Annotated in this window: 19 protein-coding genes; 7 read left to right on the forward strand and 12 right to left on the reverse strand. The window is 46.3% G+C overall.

The features are described from left to right. The first annotated feature begins 216 nt into the window (after positions 1-216). Positions 217-936: a class I SAM-dependent methyltransferase gene (locus tag NST47_RS25265; protein WP_341157594.1), complete on the forward strand. Its 720-nt coding sequence runs from the start codon at positions 217-219 to the stop codon at positions 934-936. 96 nt (positions 937-1,032) lie between these two features. On the opposite strand, the gene NST47_RS25270 is transcribed toward NST47_RS25265, so the two are convergent. From NST47_RS25270 to NST47_RS25295, 6 genes are all read right to left on the reverse strand, one after another. Further along, on the reverse strand, positions 1,033-2,154 hold the full coding sequence (locus NST47_RS25270; protein WP_341157595.1) for a DUF2087 domain-containing protein: 1,122 nt from the start codon (positions 2,152-2,154) through the stop codon (positions 1,033-1,035). 203 nt (positions 2,155-2,357) lie between these two features. Next, positions 2,358-3,272: an aminoglycoside phosphotransferase family protein gene (locus NST47_RS25275; RefSeq protein WP_341157596.1), complete on the reverse strand. Its 915-nt coding sequence runs from the start codon at positions 3,270-3,272 to the stop codon at positions 2,358-2,360. 18 nt (positions 3,273-3,290) lie between these two features. After that, entirely contained in the window at positions 3,291-5,090 is a 1,800-nt protein-coding gene (locus tag NST47_RS25280) for an ABC transporter ATP-binding protein (RefSeq protein WP_341157597.1), read from the reverse strand. Beyond that, on the reverse strand, positions 5,087-6,838 hold the full coding sequence (locus NST47_RS25285) for an ABC transporter ATP-binding protein (RefSeq protein WP_341157598.1): 1,752 nt from the start codon (positions 6,836-6,838) through the stop codon (positions 5,087-5,089). Before NST47_RS25285 ends, NST47_RS25280 begins: the two co-directional genes overlap by 4 nt. A 209-nt stretch (positions 6,839-7,047) precedes the next feature. Continuing rightward, the gene (gene ppdK, locus NST47_RS25290) at positions 7,048-9,747 is read right to left on the reverse strand and encodes a pyruvate, phosphate dikinase (protein WP_341157599.1); all 2,700 of its coding nucleotides are present in this window, start codon (positions 9,745-9,747) and stop codon (positions 7,048-7,050) included. After that, the gene (locus NST47_RS25295) at positions 9,734-9,907 is read right to left on the reverse strand and encodes a GapA-binding peptide SR1P (protein ID WP_341157600.1); all 174 of its coding nucleotides are present in this window, start codon (positions 9,905-9,907) and stop codon (positions 9,734-9,736) included. Before NST47_RS25295 ends, ppdK begins: the two co-directional genes overlap by 14 nt. Positions 9,908-10,311: 404 nt before the next feature. Between NST47_RS25295 and NST47_RS25300 the strand changes: the two genes are divergently transcribed. Further along, a complete protein-coding gene (locus NST47_RS25300; RefSeq protein ID WP_341157601.1) occupies positions 10,312-11,859 on the forward strand; it encodes an LTA synthase family protein in 1,548 nt (515 codons plus the stop codon). Between the two features lie 84 nt (positions 11,860-11,943). On the opposite strand, the gene NST47_RS25305 is transcribed toward NST47_RS25300, so the two are convergent. After that, entirely contained in the window at positions 11,944-12,846 is a 903-nt protein-coding gene (locus NST47_RS25305; RefSeq protein WP_341157602.1) for a helix-turn-helix domain-containing protein, read from the reverse strand. A gap of 127 nt (positions 12,847-12,973) precedes the next feature. Here NST47_RS25305 and NST47_RS25310 point away from each other — a divergent pair, with 127 nt between their 5' ends. The 5 genes from NST47_RS25310 (at position 12,974) to NST47_RS25330 (ending at position 17,666) form a co-directional block, all read left to right on the forward strand. Then, positions 12,974-14,050, forward strand: coding sequence for a Gfo/Idh/MocA family protein (locus tag NST47_RS25310; protein ID WP_341157603.1), 1,077 nt, complete (start codon positions 12,974-12,976; stop codon positions 14,048-14,050). 131 nt (positions 14,051-14,181) lie between these two features. Then, complete coding sequence (locus tag NST47_RS25315; RefSeq protein WP_341157604.1) at positions 14,182-15,258, forward strand: Gfo/Idh/MocA family protein; 1,077 nt, start codon at positions 14,182-14,184, stop codon at positions 15,256-15,258. A 22-nt stretch (positions 15,259-15,280) separates the two neighbouring features. Further along, entirely contained in the window at positions 15,281-16,129 is an 849-nt protein-coding gene (locus tag NST47_RS25320; protein WP_341157605.1) for a sugar phosphate isomerase/epimerase family protein, read from the forward strand. Between the two features lie 242 nt (positions 16,130-16,371). Then, complete coding sequence (locus NST47_RS25325) at positions 16,372-16,752, forward strand: response regulator (RefSeq protein WP_341157606.1); 381 nt, start codon at positions 16,372-16,374, stop codon at positions 16,750-16,752. Further along, positions 16,752-17,666, forward strand: coding sequence for a hypothetical protein (locus NST47_RS25330; RefSeq protein WP_341157607.1), 915 nt, complete (start codon positions 16,752-16,754; stop codon positions 17,664-17,666). The genes NST47_RS25325 and NST47_RS25330 overlap by 1 nt, the downstream gene beginning before the upstream one ends. 128 nt (positions 17,667-17,794) lie before the next feature. Here the strand turns inward: NST47_RS25330 and add are convergent, their stop codons facing one another. From add to NST47_RS25355, 5 genes are all read right to left on the reverse strand, one after another. Continuing rightward, a complete protein-coding gene (add, locus tag NST47_RS25335) occupies positions 17,795-18,844 on the reverse strand; it encodes an adenosine deaminase (RefSeq protein ID WP_341157608.1) in 1,050 nt (349 codons plus the stop codon). 416 nt (positions 18,845-19,260) lie between these two features. Then, positions 19,261-19,659: a VOC family protein gene (locus NST47_RS25340; protein WP_341157609.1), complete on the reverse strand. Its 399-nt coding sequence runs from the start codon at positions 19,657-19,659 to the stop codon at positions 19,261-19,263. 40 nt (positions 19,660-19,699) lie between these two features. Beyond that, positions 19,700-20,719 (reverse strand): FecCD family ABC transporter permease, encoded by a 1,020-nt coding sequence (locus NST47_RS25345; protein ID WP_445667481.1) that lies wholly within the window; start codon positions 20,717-20,719, stop codon positions 19,700-19,702. Next, positions 20,719-21,801, reverse strand: coding sequence for a FecCD family ABC transporter permease (locus NST47_RS25350; RefSeq protein ID WP_341157611.1), 1,083 nt, complete (start codon positions 21,799-21,801; stop codon positions 20,719-20,721). Before NST47_RS25350 ends, NST47_RS25345 begins: the two co-directional genes overlap by 1 nt. After that, positions 21,798-22,817 carry an ABC transporter substrate-binding protein gene (locus tag NST47_RS25355; protein ID WP_341157612.1) on the reverse strand — a complete coding sequence of 340 codons (1,020 nt, stop codon included), beginning with the start codon at positions 22,815-22,817 and terminating at the stop codon, positions 21,798-21,800. Before NST47_RS25355 ends, NST47_RS25350 begins: the two co-directional genes overlap by 4 nt. Positions 22,818-23,004: the final 187 nt, after the last annotated feature.

The following is a 23,004-nucleotide window of genomic DNA, read 5'->3' on the forward strand; positions in this document are numbered from 1 at the left end:
AAAACTAGTTCCGTTGATAATTGATCTCAATAGAAAATAACATAGATGAGAATAATTATCAATACACCTTTTTGGCAATGTGTGACTTAAAATTGACAATCTCTGGAACTCTTTTGAAAATTGATTATTGAGGTTGCTCATTTTGGGGTAATGCTATCATAGAGGTCGCATCACTTGCATGCATAACATGAATACATATAAAAGGAGGCTTTCATGATGAATAGCAGCGATACCGCACAATTGCAAAAAATTCGCAAGGAAGAAAAGGAATACCATGAACAGTATTTCGAGGATCATAAGCTGTATGAGGAAGGAACCTGGCTTGATGAACCCGTCGCCATCATATTGGATCTAGCCGATCAGGTCAATGTCGGGCAGCCTATGAGTATATTGGATTTGGGGTGTGGTGTTGGAAGGAACAGCATACCGTTGGCGCAAAAGGTCAAGCCCGGTGACGGTCGTGTTGTATGTGTTGATCTGCTGGAAAAAGCGCTTCATAAGCTCATCCATTATAGTGAGCAATATCAAGTACGAGATGTTATTTACACTGAACAGGCAGACATTAGTACTTACCAAATAGCCGTTGGCAAATTTGACTACATCGTCGCTGCCTCCAGCCTCGAGCATTGCAAATCCGCTAATGCACTAAAAAAAGTTATCCAATCGATGGTTCAAGGCACTAAAGGCGGGGGAATCAACTGCATCATCATGAACACCAATATCGAAGAGCTTGATGCCAAAACCCATAAGCCGCGGGAAGCTTTATTTGAGGTAAATCTCGATAAGGAAAAAGCGTTGAAGCTACTACGAAAGCTTTACGAGGGTTGGGAGGAGCTTCATGTCTCCGACGAGCCCTTGGAATTGGACATTGATCGCGATGATCAACCTGTTCTGTTGAAGGCAGACAGCCTCACCTTTGCGGTACGCAAGCCATAATACTGGTCAACACATCATGCCCCGGTGCTTGCAAGTGTAGATGCAAGCGAACCGAGGCATTGTTGATTGTTTTCATTTAGAGAAGAATGTAAGTGTTTAAAGAAGGTTATACCCACGTTCACCAAAAGGCTGCAGCTTTTCGATCCATTTCGCAAGCATTGTCTCCAGCTCTTGATCAATATCCTGATAACCCTCCATCCGTTCCTCCAACAGCTCCAATGTCTCAAATGCGAACTGTTTATCTCCAAGCTCCTTCCATTCACTCTCGAATGCTTTATTACGCTCCATACCCATACCCAATTCAAACTGATGACGATTCCATCGACCATCCAGATTGCGACTGCTGCCAATAAATATTTTACCATTCACCGTATTGCGTATTTGATAAATGCCCATCGGGCGTTTCGTCTCTTTGTAGGCTAGCAATAATTCTTTTCTTTTTTCCTTAGACATAGGTGTTACCTCCTCTTTAATCCAATAAGCGCTGCCATCAGGCTCTCGGTCCATTAACTCATATTCAATCATATAACGACGCAGGGTGACATAATCGGCATACACCTGCTCCAGCTGCGCATTCACTTCTTTTTCTGTGTAACGCCTGCCCGCCTTAAATCTTGAAACGATATGCTGCAATACGATAAACTTTTTCTTTTCTTTACCAGGAAAACTGATTATGGGTCCATCAGGACCTTCTATAAAATATTTAAGAATGGTATCCTGATATTCTTTATCTGTTATTGAAAAGTTATTGTCGCGTACTGCAACTGTACGATGAACGGCGCCAGCATGCTGTCTGGAGGTGCGTTCGCTTTTCTTCGAACCGGAGCTGTTCTTTTTCTCCAGTAAATCCATAATAGCGACGAACAACCGAGCCTGCTTTTCCTTCTCGCGCAGAGCAAATCGATGATTACGAATGGTTGAGGCGCTGCCTCCATCCAGCTTACTGACGATCTCATTATCGCTATGTCCGTCGTAAAACAGCTGAAGCAGGTTTTTTTGCAAATCGCTTAACCCGGTTAGCTTCTTGTTTAACCCGATCAAATAATGGAACATCGAGCCATGCTCGTTAGCTATGTGCAGGGTTGTGAATTTTTCCGCTTCATAATATAAGTCATCAGCTCTATATATCATTCCTTTTTGGAACAGGTCACCGCAAATTAGACAAATAAATGTATCTGTACTTTCATCCCATGTATACCCACGCTTGAGTTCCTCCAAAGGAACCCTCCACAGTAAATCTGATTCATACATAAATAGACTTCCTTTCAATATATCGATTAATATATAGATATATTATTATATTGTTTGGTTAATGTCAAACTATCATCCATAAAAATAAGCCGTTACCTCGCTCATCCTCTCCTGGTATTGGAGACAACGACAACGGGTAACGACTACGTCGGCACATCAATAAAGCCCTATCAGGATGTATACCAGGCTGGAATCACCTTATCGAACCCCGAATGATCCTCCATCACGATACGATTACGCTCCTGCATCGATTCCAGTTGGTCCGGCACGACTTCCAGTGTCCAGGTAATATTAGGAAATAGCGTCAGAGCCGTATATAAAGCATAAAGCTTCCAAAAGCGCTCCGGAATTTCTTCATTAAAATATCCATCGATCTGTCCTATCGAGAACGGTACACTCACCTGACGACTGAAATAGGCAATTTTCATAAAATCATGGTAAGGATCTCCCCAGTCATAGCGGTTAAAATCGATCACACCAGAGTATCCCCTATTATCGACAAGCAGATTGCTTGGGTGAAAATCATCATGCTGAAATTTGCTAGGGCGGTCTGTCATCTGCTTGAGATTCGCCTCAACAAACTGGATGACTCTCTCCTCCCGCTCGATCTTGACTCCACATTCCTTATAAGCAGCCAGCTGTCTGTAATGCTTGGCAGACCGTCTTTTATCCCATGCTTCCAGATCTCCTGGTGGATCTAATCGGTGCATGAGCAGCAGTTGGCGCCCCGCCTCAACACCAATCTGATATTGTTCATCTGACGTTAATGCTGGCAGCAGCTCGGCGGCGTCCTCGCCATTCACATATCCAAGCACCATATAGCACAGATCGAGCTCTTCAATTATGCCGAATTCTATAGGCGCTGAGGTTGTAACTCCTTGATCAAACACACTGCGAACAATCTCAAATTCACGCTGCTTCTTCCCGCTTTGTGTGATCGAAGCCGTCCGCAGTACATACACGGGTACAATTCCATCGGTATAGAGAAAGTATTTGCCGTCAAAGGAAAATCCCTTATTGATCGTTTGCAGCTTTTTGATATGACGAAGGGAAGCTATATGTCGGTGAACAGCAGCCAAATCCATTTCATCACTCCTTAAATGCTAGCTTTCTTGCTCCACTTCTTGTTCCGTCTCGTTAAGCTGCCATAAGTGCCGCAGCTCGTCGCTCGTTTGCAGCAGCTGTTCAAGCGTACCTTCAGCTTCAATCTGTCCATCCTTCATTACGATAATATGATCGGCATGGGTAAGAGCAGTTTTGCGATGGGAGATGACCAGGCATGTCGCCTGTCGCTGCCCATAAATCCGTTCCCACAGCTTACGCTCGGTCTCAACATCCAGCGCACTCGACAAATCGTCAAATACGAGCAGTTCCGCATTGCGAACGAACATCCGGGCCGCCGCTGTACGCTGGACTTGACCTCCTGAGAGCTTTACGCCGCGCGGACCAATGATCGTATCCATGCCATGCTGTAAATGCTCAACATCTTGCTCCATCACTGCAGCATGCACAGCCGATTTAAGAAGAACGTCTTCTTCTTCCTGACCTAACAAAATATTTTTTTTCAAGGTGTCACTGTACAATCTTGGTACTTGAGGCGTATAGGCGCTGTGCGGCGGGATAAAGAAATCGCCTGGATGCTCTACCCTTTCTCCGTTCCAGCGAATATCGCCTGCATCCATCGGAAGCAGGCCAAGCAGCGTACGCACAAGCGTTGTTTTGCCCGAGCCAATTCGTCCTGTAATTACCGTAAAGGAACCTTTGGGCAGCTTTAGCTGAATATTGCTGATTCCGCGGCCTGTCTCGGGATAATGGTAGGTAAGGCCTTTCACCTCAAGCAATTCCAAGCTTCCGCTGCCGACAGAATCAGTCTGCGTCTGCTGATTATTCAGATCGGACTCACTGATTGATGTACGCAGGTACAGCGGATGATGCTCGGTTAGCGTGGTCTCATCAGCACCCTGAATCAAACTGACCAGTCGCTCCTTGGCGACGGTGCTTTGCTTGAAATAGGTCAGGAATTTCCCGAAGTTTTGAATAAATTGCGTAACAAAGGTCAAATAGTAAACGAATAAGGCAAAATCCCCTACAGTAAAGCTGCCATCTCGCATCGCCCCTGCAGCCAGTAGCAAAATAAATCCGGTTCCGATATTAACGGTATTGGAAAAAATCGAATCCAGCGTCTGCGTCAGCAAATGATCTTTCACCATCGCATGGCGCCTGTTGTCGTTCAGCTTACGGAATCGGTTAATTACCCGTTCTTCCGCTCCAGCCACCTGAATCGACTGCACGCTGCTGAACATTTCACTGATCGCACCAGTCACCTGACTCGTAGCTTCACGACTTGCCGCACGATACTTTTGAAGCATCGTTGTTGCAGCTTGGGCAATGGTCACAACGACGACCAGCGGCAGAAACACCCACATGGTCATGGTCGCATTAATCCCGTACAAAATGGAAAAGGATACAGCAGCAAAGCAGGTCATTGCGAATGCATCAACAGACCAGCTCACCGTTTCCTCAACCTGCTCCACATCATCGCGAAAGTTACTGATTGCCTCTCCCGGCGAGCAGGGAATGGCTTTGGCTCCCGGCTCCTTCAAAATACGTGTAAGCATATTTCTACGAAGCAGGGCTCCGATACGGAAACGGAACTGCACATCAGTAATAAAACCAAAAACAATAATGATGGCACGTCCCAAAGCCGAAGCAATCAGCAGGGCGATCAAGGTCCACACATTAAAACCGTATAAGGATGAGCCGGACAAGGTATCGAAAAATTGCTTGGTTACCCAGCCGGGTACAATCGGAGCCAAATAAATGAGCGTCCATGCAAGTGCATTCACGAGGTAAAGCCAAATTCGGTACCGTGTTAGTTTAAACAAGAAGGCGAATGTACTCATGCCAGCATCTCCTCCATTCCGACCACCAGCATCTGGCTATAGCGGGAGCTGCTATCCGCAGCCAAAGCGCTTCTCTCACCAAATTCAACAATCCGTCCCTGATCAAGTACAAGAATATAGTCCGCGCGGCTGATCGTTGCCAGCCGATGGGCAATCACAACACAGGTACGATTCTCCAGCAATCGATTGATGGCCTTCTCGATATGCTGCTCTGTAGCAGGATCTAATCTTGAAGAAGCTTCGTCAAGGATGATGAGTCCTGGATCCGACAAAAAGACGCGGGCAAATGAAAGCAGCTGCGCTTCACCTGCGGACAAGCCGCCTCCGCCCGACTCCAGCAAGCTGTCCAAACCTGAAGGCAGCGAATGAAACCAATCCTGCAGGCCAAGCTCCTCCAAGACATGAATGATCGTCTGATCCGGTATCTCCTCATCAAAGAAAGTCAGGTTGTCTCGGACCGTGCCTTGAAAGATTTCAATATTTTGCGTAACCAATCCTACTCTCCCACGAAGCTCCTGAAGTGTCGCATCACGCAGATCGACACCCTCCAAGCGAATGCTCCCTGAACGGGGATCATAGAAACGCAGGAGCAAGCGGGCAAGCGTCGTTTTACCGCTTCCTGTTCGTCCCAGTACCCCGAGCACCTTACCGCGCTCCAGATGAAGATTCAGATTATGCAGTGTCGTGATATCCTCCTCATAGCCAAATTCCACATTATTGAACGTTACCGACAAAGCACCCTTTGGCAGCGGCAGACCGATTCCATCCTGTATCGCAGACTCGGTTTCCAGCAGCTCCCGAACCCGAATGATGCTGGCATCGGCTTTTTGCAAATCTTCCATTTGAGTTCGAATCTTCTCGATCGGCTTGGCCATGAGCTCTGTATAATAGAAGATCATATACACAGTTCCTATCGTAATAGAGCCTTGTTTAAAGAGAATCGCACTTAAACCAAAAGCGACAGCATTACCAATCGTGAAAATAATCAGGGTTGTGATCCACATGGAAGCCCAGCCAAGAAACGCCTTCACGCGCAGCGGCAGCCACTCCTTCAGCATTACATAGAAGCGATGCATCACATAATTCGAAGCTCCGTTGGCTCTGGTATCCTCTGTGCCCTCCAGATGCTCCCCAAGAAATCCATAAAACCTGGAGCTCATCTGACGCATATTACCCCAGTGTGGAACTGCAAACTTGCGTATGTACTGAATGATATAGATCGCAAATATAACGAATACCGTCATACTCAAGCCGATCACCCAGCCCTCGCGAAACAGCAGGATGAGCATACCTATGACCAGCAGCAAATTACTTAATAACGATACGACAAAATTGGAGAAAAAGTTGGCCAAGTTGTTAATATCTCCGTCAACCCGTTCAATAATAGCACCGGAAGTATGAGCTTTGTGAAACGACATATCCAGCTTCATACAATGTGCAGCAACATCGCCGCGCAGCTTGTTGGTTGCAATCCAGCCTACGGTCTCGCCAATATAGGTAGCCGCTACAGTTAATCCTTGATGAAGCAAAGAAACACCAATAAATAAGAGTGCCGCGTAAATAAGTGGTCTGGAGCTTTCCTGGGTTTGGGCTGTATCAATAAAATAACGGATGATTTGCGGATTAATCAGCTGCATGACAATGCCGCCGATGAGCAGAATCCCCAGCACGGCCATATTTTTGCGCTGTGGTCTTAAATAGCTGTTCAACAGCCCCGTATATTCACTTACCGGTATTTTCCGGCTCATTGCTTCCTCTCCTGTCATAGAAATGTAATAAACAGTATGATGTCAACATTAGAGGAAGCGGCTTGGGACGTCAATGGATTTTTTGGCTACAAGTATTTGATGCGGAGATTTTAAGTAAAGAAAAGACAGATCGAAGTCATGCTTCGTCTGTCCTTGTACAGCTTTATATAAGTCCATGCTGTAAGCCTCGCGAGCTGAGCTGGAGCATCTTAAAGAGCAGCTGACGATTGAAGCTTGGTATGTACCGAGTCTTGATGACCAAACAACAGCTGTGCCTGAGCGGCAGCGATTCTTGCTAACGGTACCCTGAACGGAGAGCAGCTGACATAATTCAAACCGGTTTGGTGACAAAAGAATATCGATTCCTTGTCACCTCCGTGCTCACCGCAAATGCCAGTTTTCAATTCAGGCTTGGTTGCACGTCCTTTGTCTACAGCCCAGCCGATCAGCTGCCCGACCCCATCCGTATCCAATACCTGAAAAGGGTTGTGAGGTAAAATATCGTGATGGATGTAATGGGTAAGGAACTTCCCTTCCGCATCGTCACGGCTGTAGCCAAACGTCATTTGTGTTAAATCGTTGGTACCGAATGAAAAGAAATCTGCATATTGAGCAATTTGACCCGCAGTGAGCGCCGCCCTCGGCACTTCTATCATCGTGCCAATCTTATAGGGAACTTGCTGCATTTCTGGCCCCAGTACCTCTTCAGCTACCCGTTCGACCAGCATTCTCATCGATTTGAGTTCATTGACATGGCCTACGAGAGGAATCATAATTTCCGGAAGCACCGTGATCCCCTGTGCTTTACACGCAAGTACGGCTTGAAAAATAGCAATCGTCTGCATCTCATAAATTTCCGGAAACACAATACCTAAGCGGCAGCCTCGCTGACCGAGCATCGGATTCATCTCCTGCAAATTCCTCACCTTGCGAATTAATGAGTGCAGGTCAGGGCTGCCTTCGGCTTGATCCAATTCGGACAAAGCCCATTTTTTACGTTCCTGTTCAATCAGCAGCTCATCCAGCTTCGGCAGAAATTCGTGCAGCGGCGGGTCCAGAAGACGAATCGTGACAGGGAACCCGTCCATAGCGCTAAATATGCCTTTAAAATCACTTTGCTGCATAGGAAGCAGCTGCTCAAGTGCAATTCGACGGTCTTCCAGACGATCGGCAAGAATCATCGCCTGCACAACCGGCAGTCGCTCGGCAGACATAAACATATGCTCTGTTCGACAGAGCCCTATTCCCTCTGCACCAAACTGCCGCGCTTTCACTGCATCTTCCGGTGTATCGGCATTGGTACGCACCTTTAAGGACCGTACCTCATCCGCCCAGCTCAGCAGCTCATCAAGTTCAACACTCATCTGCGGTTCCTTAAGCGTAACAACGCCACAAATGACACGCCCTGTTGATCCATCCAGCGTAATCCAATCCCCTTCACGGATGATCATTTCGCCTGCGATAAATTCACGTGTATCCGGATTGATCCGAACTTCTTCACAACCACATACACAAGGCTTGCCCATTCCGCGTGCCACTACCGCAGCATGGCTCGTCATCCCCCCGCGGCTCGTAAGCACACCTTCGGCTGCAATGACACCGTGAATATCTTCCGGACTTGTCTCTGAGCTGACCAATACAACACGCTTGCCAGCTGCAACCCATTCTTCAGCCGTATCGGCGTCGAAAACAGCTTGACCCGTTGCTGCTCCTGGTGAAGCAGGTAAGCCAACCGCCAGTACGTCCAGCTTCGCACTCTCGTCGATTGCGCGGTGAAGCAGTTGATTGAGATGATCCACTTCAATCCGCTCCAAAGCCTGCTTGTGATCAAGAATGCCATCTTTAACGAATTGCACAGCCAATTTGACAGCTGCCTGTGCCGTTCTTTTTCCGGTACGAGTCTGGAGAATGAACAGTTCTCCCTTTTCCACGGTAAACTCGATATCCTGTAAGTCCTTATAATGCATTTCAAGTCGATTGGCGATTTCTACCAGCCTCGTATATACTTCAGGCATTTCCTGCTCCAGCTGTGCAATAGGCAGCGGTGTTCTTACACCCGCCACTACATCCTCACCCTGGGCATTCGTGAGGTATTCACCATATAAGTGATTGTCGCCTGTGGATGGATTTCGAGTAAACAACACACCAGTACCGCAATCCTCACCCCTGTTTCCGAAAACCATCGACTGAATATTAACGGCTGTTCCCAACGTATCAGGAATCCCATACACTTTACGGTACACCACAGCCCGCTGATTGTTCCAGGAACGGAACACAGCTTCGATGGACAGCTCCAGCTGTTTGTACACATCCTGAGGGAACGTGGTTCTTGCTTTATGTTCAATTAAATCCTTGTACTGCGCAATCAGTTCCATCCAAGCATCTGCAGGAATATCCTCGTCTTCGTTATAGGCATGTAATTGCTTAAAATGATGCAGCTGTTTTTCAAAGTGGTAACCATCGATATCCAAAACAACATTCCCGAACATCTGAATCAGTCTCCGATAGCAATCATAGGCAAATCGGGGATTCCCGGTATTTCTCGCAAGAGCATCCACTGTCACATCATTAAGTCCCAGATTCAAGATCGTATCCATCATGCCAGGCATGGAGTTGACCGAGCCTGAGCGAACAGAGACAAGAAGCGGATTGTCCCTGCCACCGAATAACTGATCTTTTTTCAGCTCAATCTGCTTCAGTCCTTGACATATTTCTGTCCATAATCCTTCCGGTAAAACTCCGCCGCCCGCATAATATTGTCTGCAGGCTTCTGTTGTAATGGTATAACCGGGAGGTACGGGCAAGCCAGCATTGGTCATCTCTGCAAGATTGGCCCCTTTGCCACCCAAGAGCATTTTCATACCAGCATTCCCTTCATGAAAATGCAGGACACGTTTAGCATTCAACATGGGTCGCTTTCTCCTTTTGAATCTGATTGGAGATACAGTTCGAATCCTCACAAACACCGTAAATAACAGTCACTTTTTCCGTATCCAAAGTACCAATGATGCTGTCGCAGTGTTTACAAATAATAGTGCCAAGCTCGATACCGCTGTTACTCGATTCCATATCCCATCACTCCTCGATTGGTTTATAACACATAACCGCTAAATCATTCTGACGCTTCCAATAAAACGTGCCTGTCAAATATCTCTAAAACAGAATGTATACCATAAATAATATATACCATATATAATATTATGACGCAATATATAATTTAAATCATTATTTATGAGTTATTTATTAGATTTTATCCGAAAATACAACATTATTACACTCTTTATAAGCTATAATCATTCTTTTATGACACAATGTTTAAACGCATTCCATTATGTAGTGTCCTGCCAAAGTTAATCGCATGTTCAAGCTTTCAACTTAAGAATGGAAGCGCTTATATTTTTTTTCAAAAAACCACTTCATACCAGCAGCTTCATGCTATAATGGCTTTAAATTTGTTGACTAGGAGCGTTACCATGGTGAAAAAGCGATTCATTTTTTTACGTACAGCAGCTTTTGTCCTGGTTGCCTCTCTTTGTGCTGTTCTCAGCACCTCCTCGTCGGACTCGGAGCGTACACATCCACTGCAGCTTGTCGATAAGACTACGGACTGGACTACTGAGGAATTACAGCAAAACCCCAATATCGTCATCGTATTAAGTGAAGCATTCTGGGACCCTACACAAATTCCAGGACTTAAATTCAGCAGGGACCCGATCCCTACCTTTCATGCCCTTCAGGAAAAATATACGCACGGTACGATGCTTTCACCGCAATACGGCGGGGGTACTGCCAATGTAGAGCTGGAGGTATTATCAGGCAATTCAATGCGTTTTCTGCCTCCTGATGAAATTGCCTATGAAAAGGTTATCGATCATCCGGTCGATTCCATTGCCAGTATTTTGGGTAGACAGGGCTATAAATCTACGGTTATTAGTCCGTTTTATAATTGGTATGTGAACAGCGTGAATGTATACAAGCGGTTCGGATTCTCACATTTTATTCCATTGGAATTTTTTGATCCGGATGAATATGTTGGTCCCTACATCGGTGACCACGCCGTTGCTAAGCGAATTATCGAAGAAAGCAAACGCAGCAGCGGTCCAGACCTTATTTTTGCAAATACGATGGAGAATCATTATCACTACTGGGCTAATAAGTTTAAGCGCAACAGCATTAATATTCGAGGCAATATGTCAGATGATGCGATATCGATTCTTGAGACGTATGCCCAAGGAGCCAGTGGAGCAGACTCGATGCTGAAGGAGCTCGTCACGTACTTCGGCCAGTTAAAGGAGCCTACCATACTCGTCTTTTTTGGTGATCATCTCCCTCATTTGGAAACGGACTATTATGTGTATCAGAAAAGCGGCTATATCGAAGGGCCCGATGATCCGAATTTCCTGGAAAAGATGCACATGGTCCCTCTTTTGGTCTGGAACAATTATTTGCCTGAGGGTCAAGAAATTCTTCGAATGAGCCCATCCTTCCTGAGTCCTTATATCCTGAAGCTCGCGAAGCTGCAGGGCAGTAATTATACTGATTTTCTGTACAATTTATCAAAAAGGATTCCTATTATTCCGCCTAAAAATTATTATGAAGCGATGAAGATCGATGAGCATGATTTGGTGGAATATCAAGAGCGGCAGCAAGCCATTCTAACGAAAACCGAGGACGCAGAGGATGTTTCACAGCCGTATATGATTGGCTATGGCGATCCTGTTATCGAGTCTGTATCACCCGAAAGCATTAACGTTGGTGAAGGCCTCGTAGCGGACTGGATCAAGTCCATGACGCTTTTGGTCAAAGGGGGGCGGTTCGGACAAGGCAGTGTCCTGTTTGCGGATGGAGTCCCGCTCCCAACGGTGTGGCAGACAGAGAATAGCTTAAGTGCGTCCCTTCCCAGGGAAATGCTGACAACCCCGGGAGCCTTGCAGCTGCAGGTCCGTGTGATGGACAGCCAAGAGCATGTACTTGTCCAATCTCCGTATTATACGCTGCCGATTACGCCAAAAAAGCCATAAGCCGGATTGAGCAACAAATCGTGCTCCCACCAGTAAATGACTTCATTTGCATGCAGGGTACGTGCATATGTGTCCAGGCTGCAGCTACCGTTGATCGGTAAGCTTCAGCTTATTTTGCTTGCGAAATATGGCCGGGGTCATCCCCTTGCTTTCCTTAAAAATGCGGGTAAACGTATTATAAGAGCCATAACCGGTCTCTAAAGCAATATCCAATACCGTCATTTCTGTTGCGATTAACAGCCCGCAGGCCTGTCGAATTCTCACCTCATGAACGAATGAAACAAAGTTCTGGCCAATCGTTTTTTTGAACAGCTCACTCAAATAAGGGACACTGAAGCCAAAACGTTGAGCCAGACCAGTTAATGTCAGATCCTCGCGGTAATGCTCGTGAACGAACTGAATCGCCTTCCAAATATCACCATTGGATCTTCCACGCTCTCTTCCCTCTGTTTTCAATACCTCGCTCACAGAATCAATTAGCTGCGCACTTCTTCTCAGACGGTCAAACCTAACCAGAATTTCAGTCAGCTTGACCTTAATCAGCGCATGCCTCCATATTTGCTCACCATGATATTCTGCATACAGCTCCTTCAGGATCTCCTGAAACTTCTCCTGTTCCCCTGGAGGGACCTGTACGTAAGGCAGCAATTCACGTTCACCTAATGTTTCAACAGATCCCGGCAGCTGTTCGGAGGAGTTATACAAATGTATGCCAAAATTGCAGTTATACAATCGCAGCGGGTGCTCCGGCTCCGAGTGGATCGAATGAAATTGGTAGGGCATGACAAGTGTAAACGTCCCGGGCTCCATCGGGTGCTGGACTCCATTAATAATCTCGAAGCCGCGGCCTTCAATGACATAGGAGAACTCCATAAAATCGTGACGATGTGAGCCAAAATCCCGTTTCAGATGGTTAATCTTGATATGAAAAGGAAGCTCGGTATCCATATTCGGATAATGGGTTAAATAAACCGGTACAACGGACATACGACTGTTCACTCCTGCTGAACATCTATAATATTCTTCCTTAAATGCGTTCCTAGTTTTATACGTCTACATCTTACTATATAATGAAATGGTATCACAACTTAATTCAATCGGAGGTTTCTTACACATGAATACAAATGACAAAATCCGCCTCGGCATTATAGGGGCGGGCAATATCGCTAACGTTCATATTACTATGTTCAAGCAGCTGCCTGCTGAAGTGGATATTGTTGCCGTAACCGATTCCTATAATCCACTAGCACAAATGCGTGCTGCCGAGTACGGTATACCCAAATGTTATATGACCTCTGAAGAACTGATTCAGGATCCCGATATTGATGCTGTCGTGATTTGCGTTCCGAATCAATGGCATGCCCCGCTGGCTGTACAAGCCTTAAGAGCCGGCAAGCATGTATTGTTGGAAAAGCCGATGGCTATTGATGTTCCTTCTGCCCGCGAGATCGTCAAAGCTCAACGCGAAACAGGCAAAGTCTTGATGATCCCTCACCAAATGCGTTGGGAATGGCTTCCTCTACAGGTGAAGGAGCAAGTAGACAAAGGTGCGCTTGGTCAAATTTATAATGCCAAGGTCGGCTGGTTCCGCCGCAAAGGTATTCCCGGCTGGGGCACTTGGTTTACGAAACAGGAGGAATCCGGGGGCGGTCCGCTCATTGATATTGGTGTGCATATGCTCGATTTGGCTTTCTTTTTCATGGGAGATGTCAAGCCTGTGTCCGTCTATGGTGCAACCTATGCCGAGTTTGGACCGAAGAGACGCGGAATTGGTACATGGGGAACCCCCAACTGGAACGGATCTTTTAATGTCGAGGATCTGGCTACCGCTATGATCAAAATGGACAACGGAAGCACTTTGACCATCGAAGTCAGCTGGGCCGTACATATGGATACAGACAGCAAGCAGTTCGTCCATTTGATGGGTTCGGACGGTGGCGCTTCGATTCGCGGCACCCAAGGCAAGCTGCTCACCGAGACGTTCGAGCGCGCAACCGAAGTAGAGCTTGTAACACCGGCGAACGACGAAGGCGGACGAATCCGGCTTAGTCGTCATTTTCTCGAATGTATCCGTGAGGGCAAGGAGCCGACAACCCCGGCTATGAGTGGCTTTACGAATAATCTGATTCTGGATGCGATCTATAGATCCTCACAGACAGGCCATGAGGTCATTCTCGACTGGTCACTTTAAGCTATAAAAATGAAGCCTGCTGAAAAAATGGGATAACCTCCGTAAAAAATGAAATGTTTTTTACACGCTTACATTTTATGATAAATGAAGCAAGTGAAACTCTATTTCATAGTTAAGCGGAGGCTATTACCATGACCATTAATAACAAAATAAGACTTGGCATTATCGGATCAGGCAATATTGGCAACGTCCACATGAATATTTTCGGTCAATTGAAAGATGATGTTGAAATCGTCGCTTTAACCGATCTGAATTACCCTTTAGCGCAGCAGTGCGCTGCCAAGCATGGCATCCCAACTGTCTATAAAACTAATGACGAACTCATTCAGGACCCTAACATTGATGCGATTGTTATCGGCGTTCCTAACCAATGGCATGCACCTCTGGCCGTACAGGCTCTGCATGCAGGCAAGCATGTGTTATTGGAAAAACCGATGGCTATCAATGCCCAAGCGGCACGCGAAATCGTCAAAGCACAGCGTGAAACCGGCAAAGTGCTGATGATTCCACATCAAATGCGCTGGGATTGGCTGCCTCTTCAAGTGAAGCAGCAGATTGATAACGGGTCCATCGGCAGTATCTACAATGCCAAGGTAGGTTGGTTCCGACGTAAAGGGATTCCGGGCTGGGGCACTTGGTTTACCGATCATCAACAATCCGGCGGCGGTCCTTTGATCGACATCGGTGTGCATATGCTCGATTTGGCCTTCTTCTTCCTCGGGGATGCCAAGCCTGTATCCGTATTCGGTTCAACCTATGCTGAATTTGGTCCAAAAAAACGCGGAATCGGCACTTGGGGAACTCCGGATTGGAGCGGAAGCTACAACGTTGAGGATTTGGCAACCGCAATGATTAAATTGGATAATGGCAGTACCTTGACACTGGAAGTCAGCTGGGCGGTACATATGGATACAGACAGCAACCACTTCATACATTTGATGGGCTCCGAAGGTGGCGCTTCCATCGTTGGCAATAAAGGCAAGCTGCTCACTGAAACCTTTGAAAGGGCTGCAGAAGTGGAATTGATTACTCCTGAGAAGGATGAAGGCGGACGTATTCGCTTAAGTCGCCATTTTGTAGAGTGTATTCGTGAAGGCAAGCAGCCGGACACCTCGGTCATGACCGGATTTACAAACAACTTGATTCTGGATGCCATCTATGAGTCTTCGCGTACAGGTCACGAGGTTATCTTGGATTGGAACTTATAGATCGTACAAGGAGGAGACCCCCATGTTAAAAGCACTTACACGAGCTGGCATTGGCGCTGTAGGCAGCATTCAGGATTTTGTGCGCGCCGCGGCAGAGCATGAATTCGAAGCCATCACAGCCGGAGGCACTGAACTGGAGGAATGGATAGCTCAGGATGGCGCTGAGTCAGTGAACAGCTTTCTTCGTGAGCAGGGCATTCAGATTGGCAGCATTGGGTTGTCTGTGCAATGGCGCAATAGTGAAGAGGAATTCCGCAGCGGACTTGCTCGTCTGGCCAAGGATGCTGAAGCGGCAGCAGCGGTAGGCTGCACGACCTGCACGACCTATGTGTTGCCGTCCACAGATCACAATGCAGCTCATTTTATGGCAATCGCAACCCGTCGTTTACGCACCTGCGCACAAATCCTGGCGCCTTACGGCATAAGCTTTGGACTCGAATTCGTAGGTCCACACCATTTGCGGACTCGCTGGGCCAATCCTTTTATCTGGGGCTTGCAGGAAACCCTCGATTGGATCGATGCCATCGGTGAACGTAATGTAGGTCTGTTGTTTGACAGCTACCACTGGTATACAAATGGATTAGGTGTTGACGATATTCTGCGTTTGGATGCAAGTCAGATCGTATTGGCACATATCAACGATGCACCTGATGTTCCTTTGGCTGAAGCATTGGATAATGAACGTGTCTATCCAGGTGAAGGCGTCATCGATTTGACTGGCTTCTTACGCGGACTCCATCAAATCGGATACACCGGATTGGTGGCACAAGAAATATTGACGCCACAGCCTTCTACAGAACCAAGCTCAGTACTGCTTAAGCGCTCGCAAGAAGCTTTCCGCAAAGTATATACAGAGGCCGGCTTACAATAGTCTGGAATATTCGGATATTTAATAGAATAGATTCAAATCAGAAGAGGCTCTGATGAGTCTCTTCTTTTTTTCTTCATTATCCCCCTTGTTTCCCCTTATTCAAACTCATTTCACCATCATCCCCATCTACTATTTACAATTTTCCACTTGTTTAATAACGATTCTTGTAATATTATCTAACATATAAAGTATTATCTACGTAAGGTTATATCAGAGAAGCCATAGCTGAGGAGTTGAAGCCCATGTATGATTTGAAAATTTTGTTATGTGACGATTCTATGCTGATTCGCAAAAAGCTAAAGGGAGCCTTGGCCGAACTCGGGTTCACCAATCTGTTTGAAGCCATCGACGGCGAAGAAGCTGTCACGTTCTGCCGAACGGAGCAGCCAGACCTCGTCCTCATGGATATCGTGATGCCGAAGAAAGATGGCATAGAAGCGCTGCAGGAAATCAAAATCATCAACCCAGCCATTCATATTGTTATGGCCTCCTCCGTAGGCACACAAAGCAATTTAATTAAAGCGCTCAAGCTGGGAGCTGACAACTTTTTGCAGAAGCCTATCCAAGTTGAAATCATTGTCGATATTGCCAAAAAAATCGTTGAGGATCGGGGTGTTCAGTAATGTTCGCACAATACTTCGGACAGTTTCTATTAAACCGTTCCATCGTAACCGCATCCGAGCTGGATCAGGCCTTGTCGGCACAAGCCGAAACGAGAGTCAAGCTGGGCGTACTTGCTATTAACAAAGGCTACATGACCCCCGAGCAGGTAGAACAAGTACACCAGACCCAAACAAGAATAGATAAAAGATTCGGCGAAATCGCCGTCGATATGGGCCACTTGACTGAGGAGATCGTTACCGAACTATTGTCCTCACAGCAAAGCGCACATTTGACTCTGGGACAAGCATTGATTGACCAAGGCACAATGAATTACGAAACCTTCAGTACAGCCTTGAACTTATATAAAAAGGATTATAGTCTGACCGATGATCAATTCGAATCCATTGTAAACGGCAGCATCGAAGTACTTGTGGAATCCATTTTATTGAAACAGAACATGATCTTGGGGCAAGCCTTAACCGATTATATCAGCTTGTTTGCCAAAAATATGATACGTTTCATAGATAGCCATATTCGCATTGAGATCATCCCTACAGATTCAGCGTCAGCATATGAATGGACAGCTTATCAGTCTTTAGTCAGCAGTGATCGATCGTGTTCCAGAATTACAGCGATCAGCGCTGCAGAAGCCTCCTTTCTGCAGCTGGCTTCTATCTACGCACAAGAATCCATTGAAGAACCTGGAGAAATGATGGAAGCCTCGGTGGGCGAATTACTCAATTTGCATAACGGCATTTATTTGGTGAATCTGTCGAACCGGAGCATCGAGCTTGATCTGGAGCCCCAAACCGTCGTACGGAATACAGCCTTCAGCCCAGACTCCCCTATAAAAGCTGTCCTGCGCGTGTTCGGCCCACTCGTTCAGTTCGACTTAATCCTGACGGATTTAAGCGAGCTTACCGAGTCGGCTTGAATCGTCTTGCTTGTTTAATATGTGCCATCTGCATAAAAAACCTCGAACCGCTTTGATTGACAAGCTGATTCGAGGTTTTATGCTGAATGATAGCCAAAGCTGCTACAAGCACCCATGTTTTCGCATAGTTAAACTCCCATGGCTTTGCATTTACTAAGCAAATCCAGCTTGAGAGCCCGCTTCTCGTGTCCATCCAAAAATGCTGAATCCACGCCATTCATTACCAATGCAGACAGCTCAGACAGTGTAAAACCAAACCGTTCGTTCAGAACCCGATATTCCTTCGTGATATTCGTACCGGAGACAATCGGATTATCCGTATTGACGGTTATTTTAATCCCGCGATCAAAATAATCACGAATCGGATATGCTTCCCAGCTTGGGACAGCTTTCGTTTGAATATTACTGACCGGGCACATTTCCAGCGGGATTTGTTGTTGAACGATCATCTCCAGAATCGAGGTGTTCTCTCTCAGCCTCACTCCATGCCCGATCCGGCAAGCCCCCAGATTCGTGACAGCCTCTTTAATATTATCAGCCCCTGCCGCTTCTCCAGCATGAATCGTGACAGGAATCCCAAGCTTGTGAGACAACGCGAACACCTCCCTGAATAACTCAGGACCATAGGAGGCTTCATCTCCGGCCAGATCAACAGCTCCAAGACCTTTTCCTATAAATGCCGCCGCAGCTTCGATCACTTCCAGGTTATCTTTAATTGAATGATTTCTCATACAAATCGCAATAACTCTCGCTTTAACATGAAACTTCTGCTCAGCGCGCTTTAATCCTTCTATAACATAATGAATCGCCGCTTCCGCAGACAATCCGTTGTGCCGATGAAGCTGCGGGGCAAATCGCACCTCGATATAAGCACAATTATGAAACGCCGCTTGCTCAACAATTTCATAAGCAACACGCTCCAACGCCGCTCCCGTTTGCAGAAAACGGGTTGTAAAATCAAATTTACTCAAATACTCGGCAAGACTGCTGCAGTTCTCATCGACCTGCATATAAGGAAGCAATCCCTGCCTGTCGGATGCAGGCAAAACAATCCCTTGCTCCTCAGCTAGTTCCAGAATAGTTGAAGGATTCACGCACCCATCCAGATGCAAATGAAGATCAACCTTGGGCAATTGAAGCACTGCATCGTCAAATCTATCCTTTTCCAAGTTGATCACTCCTTGTTCACGAAAATAAATAATTTAACTTACTGTAAACCAATGTTACTTATATGTCAATATATTTAACATTTTATTCAAAAGATACGTTTTGATGCAAAGTTAATCCTTCTAACTCCAAAAAAGATCAGTCTGGGCTTGTTCCTTGTTTAGCCCTCTCTGCATTGTGCGCTGGCGAGAACATCGGCATGGGGTTTCAGTCGTTGTTGAAGTCGTGTTTTATGGATGAGACACCCATGTTCTCTTTCATTACTTTCGGATTTGCCTTCTACTCCTTACATTGCTTATATGAAAAAAGACCCCTTGCGGGGTCTCCGAAACACTTGCATTTCTCCTTACAGCATCTTATAAATGTTCGCACTTCTAGGTACGGCATCGCTGTTGTTCCATTCCAAATCACTTATTTCAGACCAGGCTCAAGATGGCTCTGTAACAATCTGCCAAAACACACCGTAAGGGTCTTGAAGACGACCGAACATCGATCCCCAGAACATTTTCTGAAATGGCATAATCACACTGCCACCTTGCGATAAGCTTTCAAACACTTGGCGGGCTTCCTGCTCTATTTTGTATTCCAATCCGAGATCAAGTCCACCACCGCGCTGGACGGGTTCAGAAACCGAATCTGCCATAAATAGCACAAGGTCTGAAGTTTGCATCACCAAATGCATGACTTTATCTTTCATTTCATCGCTGACATTAGGGATTTCCGCAAAAGTCTGGATACCTACGATTCTTCCGCCCAATGCCTGGGCATAGAACGCTGCTTGCTCTCTTGCATTTTCACAGTAAATATACGGATACAGCTTGGCCATTCACGAACCACTCCTCATAGATTTTCAATAAATATAAATATCACTTCTTCGTCAACAAATACAGAAAATAAGGCGCACCAACTGCAGCGGTAACAATCCCAACAGGAATATCAACCGGCTGGGCAATTATACGCCCAATCGTATCCGAAATCAGGACAAGAATAGAGCCAATAATCGCCGCTGAGGGCAGCAGCACTTTGTAGTTTCTGCCAATCGTTAATTTGGCCAAATGGGGTGCGATCAATCCCACAAAACCAATACTACCGGCAACAGCTACACAAGAACCCGCCAAGCCTACTGCGATCGCCATCAGGATGGCTCTCTCCTTTTGAACCGACAGTCCCACTCCTGCCGCTATTTCCTCGCCCATATACAGCAGGTTAATCCGATGAGCCTTGTAGATTGCATAGGGAAGCAGGACGATCATCCAGAGCAATACCGCAACCACATAACTCCAATTCGTACCCCAGATGCTGCCGGACAACCATATTTTCACAAAATCATAATTGTAGGCATTCATCCGATACGTCAGAAATAGCATAGCAGCACTAATTCCCGCCCCCGTAGCAATGCCAACAAGCAGCAGACGCATCGGAATAATCTTACCATCCTTATAAGCCAAAGTAAAAACGAATAATGCCGCCGCCGCTGCACCAATAAAAGCCATCAACGGAAGCATATAGATCGGTGCCAATTGGATTTTACCATAAAAATACGCGATGTACAGCACTACACCCAAGCCAGCTCCAGCGTTAATCCCAAGGATCCCTGGATCTGCCAAGCCATTCTGCGAAATGCCCTGCATGATCGCGCCGGATACAGCAAAGCCGGCACCTACCAGCATCGCTATCACAATTCGAGGCAGCCGAATATCAAACATGACTATAGAGGATTCCCCTGATCCATAACCCGCTAATGTACGCATAACTTCCATCGGTGCGACCCGAATTAAGCCGGAGTTCAAGCTGATCAGAAGAGCAGCAAACAGCAGCAGGAACAACAGTATAAACTTGCCAATCAGCTTGGGTTGACGCATGCGATTCCCTACAATTGGTTTCATCATAAGCCGCCTCTGCCTCCCCTTCTTGCCAAATACAGAAAGAAAGGAACCCCTAGCAAAGCCGTCAAAATGCCGACCGGCGTTTCCAAAGGTGGATTAACCCAACGTGAAACCGTATCTGCCATCAATAAAAACCAGCCTCCAAACATCCCCGAGCATGGGATCACCCAACGATAATCGACACCGATGAGAAAACGGGTTACATGCGGAATAATCAATCCGATAAATCCAATCGGTCCCGCTATAGCTACCGCTGCACCTGTAAGCGCAAACACCGTAAGTGCGCCCAGGAACTTGACCCACTTCACTCTCTGACCGAGACCCGTTGCCACTTCTTCACCCAGGCTCAGCATCGTAATATTTCTTGAAATCATGACAGATATAACCAGACCTACAACGGCCCAGGGCAAAATCGTCCATACATGCAGCCACTTCACACCCGCTATACCAGCGGCGTACCAATACATGACCTCTTGCGCAATACCAAAGTAAATCTGGATGCCCTCCGACAAAGCAGCCAGCAGCGCACTTACCGCTGCCCCGGCCAGCGCAAGCTTCACATGCGAGGCTTGCTCCGAGCCCTTAAATGAGGCCAGCATTCCAACACCATACACCGTCATAGCTCCAAAAGCTGCTCCGAGCATCGATATCACAATCATCAATTGATACGACAAATGTGGCAGGAAGGCAAAACCAAGCACCAGGCCAAAACGTGCCCCTGCGGATACCCCTAATAAGCTCGGACTGGCGAGTGGGTTGCGTGTCATTCCCTGCATAATCGCTCCGGATATAGCAAAACAACCGCCAACAATAATCGCTGTAACGGCTCTTGGCAATCGAACGGAAAGCACGGTATAGTGCTGAACCTGATTCTCATCATAATGCAGTATGGCCTCCCATACGGTAGACAATTGGATATTCGCTGCCCCCGTGGTTATGAACAGAAGCACGCCAATGATCATTCCGACACTTAACAGCAAAATAAGAAAAGAAGGGCTGAGCCTTCTTTTCTTAGCTTGATTCAATGAAGCCGATTGATCGGAATAAGTACGGGATTCACTGATTGGAGTGTCACGACTCATCCGCCCAATAGCTCCTTATTAATTTCATCCACAAATATGTTATACATAATCAATCCGAAGCCTGTCTTGGTACCACGAATCGGCTTCATGTACATATGCTTGTTTTGCACAGCCTTGAGGTTCTTCCACAACGGGGTTGCAATCGCCTCATTCATTTTAGCCACATAATCCGGTACATTCGTATCTAACAAGAAAATATGGTCAGGGTTGATTTCCGGCAGCTTTTCAAGAGCTATTTTAATTTCGCCATCTTCCTCAGGCAGCCCGGCAGGGTATTTCAGACCCAGCTGTTCATAAGCAATTTTGCCCAATGGACTCTTGCTGCCCATTACGCGTGTATCTTTATCTGTAACCTTAACGAACAGAACCGTTTCATTTCCCAATTTCGGTACCAATTTCTCTTTTAAAGCTTTTGTTTTTGTGTTAAATTCCTGCAGCTTGGTTTTGGCTAGCGCCCCCTTGCCGACAGCCTCTCCTACACTCAAAAAGACTTTATTCCAGTCTTCCTCCATATCCTTGGTTGCATATACGAGCGTTGGCGCGATTTTGGCTAACGCCGGATACGACTTGGAATGATTTTTTTCTTCTCCGAAGATCAGATCAGGCTTGAGCTGCAGCACCTTTTCCAGATTGGGTGCAGATGATTGACCTACCGATTCTGTTCCCTTCAATAAAGGTATGCTGTAAGGCTCAAAATCGCCAGCTTCTCTCACTACAGATCCAACCGGCGTAATTCCCAATGCTAGTAAATGATCAGCAAAATGCGGAGTTAACGCCACAACGCGTTCAACACGCTCAGGCACCTCAGTTTGACCCATAACATGCGTAATTGTCGTTTTCTTCTTTTCAGCTGGTGCGGCTGCAGGTGCTGGAGCCGGTGCAGTGGGAGCGGTAGTTTCAGCAGTCTTGGCTGCTGGTTTGGCAGCTTCCTTCATGGTGTTGTCCGATCCGCAAGCGCTTAATAAAATCGATAATAAAAATGTAAGAACGATAGCAAAGGAAATTCTTGTTTTCATCTTGTTCACTAGACCCCTTATTTATGTATTGATAATGATTATCATTAGCATCAGTATAGTTTACAAAATCTTTACATGTCAATAGCTAATTTTCGCTTCAATTGATGATTGATTGTATATTGCTGCGGATACACCCCATACCAATCAAGCTATGTACAAGGACTTCATATTTAATGACTGCTCAAGC

The sequence above is a fragment of the Paenibacillus sp. FSL H8-0034 genome (assembly GCF_038000305.1).
Taxonomy (GTDB): Bacteria; Bacillota; Bacilli; order Paenibacillales; family NBRC-103111; genus Paenibacillus_S.

Excerpts from the sequence above, each read along its gene's own strand:
- NST47_RS25330 (WP_341157607.1), top strand. The coding sequence starts at position 16,752 with ATGTTCGCACAATACTTCGGACAGTTTCTATTAAACCGTTCCATCGTA.
- NST47_RS25315 (WP_341157604.1), top strand. The coding sequence starts at position 14,182 with ATGACCATTAATAACAAAATAAGACTTGGCATTATCGGATCAGGCAAT.
- NST47_RS25310 (WP_341157603.1), top strand. The coding sequence starts at position 12,974 with ATGAATACAAATGACAAAATCCGCCTCGGCATTATAGGGGCGGGCAAT.
- NST47_RS25265 (WP_341157594.1), top strand. The coding sequence starts at position 217 with ATGAATAGCAGCGATACCGCACAATTGCAAAAAATTCGCAAGGAAGAA.
- NST47_RS25325 (WP_341157606.1), top strand. The coding sequence starts at position 16,372 with ATGTATGATTTGAAAATTTTGTTATGTGACGATTCTATGCTGATTCGC.
- NST47_RS25305 (WP_341157602.1), bottom strand. The coding sequence starts at position 12,846 with ATGTCCGTTGTACCGGTTTATTTAACCCATTATCCGAATATGGATACC.
- NST47_RS25280 (WP_341157597.1), bottom strand. The coding sequence starts at position 5,090 with ATGAGTACATTCGCCTTCTTGTTTAAACTAACACGGTACCGAATTTGG.
- ppdK (WP_341157599.1), bottom strand. The coding sequence starts at position 9,747 with ATGTTGAATGCTAAACGTGTCCTGCATTTTCATGAAGGGAATGCTGGT.
- NST47_RS25295 (WP_341157600.1), bottom strand. The coding sequence starts at position 9,907 with ATGGAATCGAGTAACAGCGGTATCGAGCTTGGCACTATTATTTGTAAA.
- NST47_RS25340 (WP_341157609.1), bottom strand. The coding sequence starts at position 19,659 with ATGGCCAAGCTGTATCCGTATATTTACTGTGAAAATGCAAGAGAGCAA.
- NST47_RS25285 (WP_341157598.1), bottom strand. The coding sequence starts at position 6,838 with ATGAGCCGGAAAATACCGGTAAGTGAATATACGGGGCTGTTGAACAGC.
- NST47_RS25320 (WP_341157605.1), top strand. The coding sequence starts at position 15,281 with ATGTTAAAAGCACTTACACGAGCTGGCATTGGCGCTGTAGGCAGCATT.
- NST47_RS25300 (WP_341157601.1), top strand. The coding sequence starts at position 10,312 with ATGGTGAAAAAGCGATTCATTTTTTTACGTACAGCAGCTTTTGTCCTG.
- NST47_RS25355 (WP_341157612.1), bottom strand. The coding sequence starts at position 22,817 with ATGAAAACAAGAATTTCCTTTGCTATCGTTCTTACATTTTTATTATCG.
- NST47_RS25345 (WP_445667481.1), bottom strand. The coding sequence starts at position 20,719 with ATGAAACCAATTGTAGGGAATCGCATGCGTCAACCCAAGCTGATTGGC.
- NST47_RS25350 (WP_341157611.1), bottom strand. The coding sequence starts at position 21,801 with ATGAGTCGTGACACTCCAATCAGTGAATCCCGTACTTATTCCGATCAA.
- NST47_RS25275 (WP_341157596.1), bottom strand. The coding sequence starts at position 3,272 with ATGGATTTGGCTGCTGTTCACCGACATATAGCTTCCCTTCGTCATATC.